Below are 1,352 nucleotides of genomic sequence, written 5' to 3' on the forward strand. Positions count from 1 at the left end.
TGACATTTTCGGGTTCTATATTTTTTACTTCGTTCAAGTCAGTTACATGATACCTCATCTTTCTGATAAAGGCTATAGGAGCGTTGTTGCGTTTTTCTTAGTTTCGTAGCTTAATGCTGAGCCTCCTAACCCAAGTTTATTTAAGTTAGAAATACTTCTAATGGAGTATATTCTGAACCCAAACCACTCGAAAAAAAACTGTAGTCTACAAATGCAACTGAACCAAGAGATTTTAGTCGGTGATAACTCATTGTCGGCAGAGATGATTGATAACGCCTATGAAATTAGGACAGACAACATAATTTCCAAAACTCAACCAGCGGTATCCGACAATAGCAGCATTTTAGACTCTTTGCTAAATGATTATAAGAACCAGCTCGCTGAAAAAACAGCGCTTCACGCTGGCTATCCCTACAATTTAAGTTTTTCTTATGAAAAGCTTTCACCTTTTTTTCAGTTCGCTATTAACAATTTAGGCGACCCGTTCGTTGCTTCTAATTATAAAATAGACAGTCGCTACTTTGAGCAAGAGGCATTGGCATTTTTTGCCGAACTCTATCAAATGCAGGATTGGTGGGGGTACATCACCACCTGTGGCACCGAGGGAAATCTCTATGGCTTATTATTAGGACGAGAAACATATCCAGACGGCATCCTGTATGCTTCCAACGATTCTCACTATTCAATACCAAAAGCGGCAAGGTTTTTCAAAATCCCGCACGTTGTGGTCAATTCCCAGCCCAATGGCGAAATGGATTATGTGGACTTTCTTAGTCGCTTAGATTCAAGCCGCCCCGCCATCATCAATCTGAATGTCGGGACAACGCTCAAGGGTGCGGTTGACGACCTAGAGCAAATTTTGGAGATGCTGGAGCGTAAAAGAATTAAAAACTTTTATATTCATTGCGATGGGGCTTTGGGCGGAATGTTAGTTCCCTATCTGGCACCCGGTAAAATCAACTTTAACGGGCCGATTCATAGTTTAGCCATTTCCGGACACAAATTTATCGGCTGTCCTTTTCCTTGCGGCATTGTTCTAACTCACAAAAAACTTGTTGACAAGTTAGCCACTAATATTGAATACATTGGCTCCAAGGACACGACTTTGGGAGGGTCTCGCAACGGTCATGCACCTCTTTTTCTTTGGTATGCCATCCAGCAACGGAAGCATTTATTTCAGCTTGAAGCCGAAACCTGCGCGAGCAAAGCTGCTGATTTACGAGAGCGCTTAGAGCGGGTTGGAATTGCTTGTTTGCTGAACTCCTATTCTTCTACCGCAATACGGTTCAGTTAAGGGCTAGGCAGTGCTTAAAACAATAAATACAGGAGGATTCATTATTATTCCAGTACCT

Annotated in this window: 1 protein-coding gene; it reads left to right on the plus strand. The window is 41.9% G+C overall.

All coding sequences use genetic code 11. From position 1 onward, the window contains the following. Positions 1–211 precede the first annotated feature (211 nt). Positions 212–1,294: a histidine decarboxylase gene (locus tag QUA71_RS29115; protein WP_333290481.1), complete on the plus strand. Its 1,083-nt coding sequence runs from the start codon at positions 212–214 to the stop codon at positions 1,292–1,294. Positions 1,295–1,352: the final 58 nt, after the last annotated feature.

Source organism: Microcoleus sp. MON1_C5 (genome assembly GCF_036701875.1).
Classification (GTDB): Bacteria; Cyanobacteriota; Cyanobacteriia; order Cyanobacteriales; family Microcoleaceae; genus Microcoleus.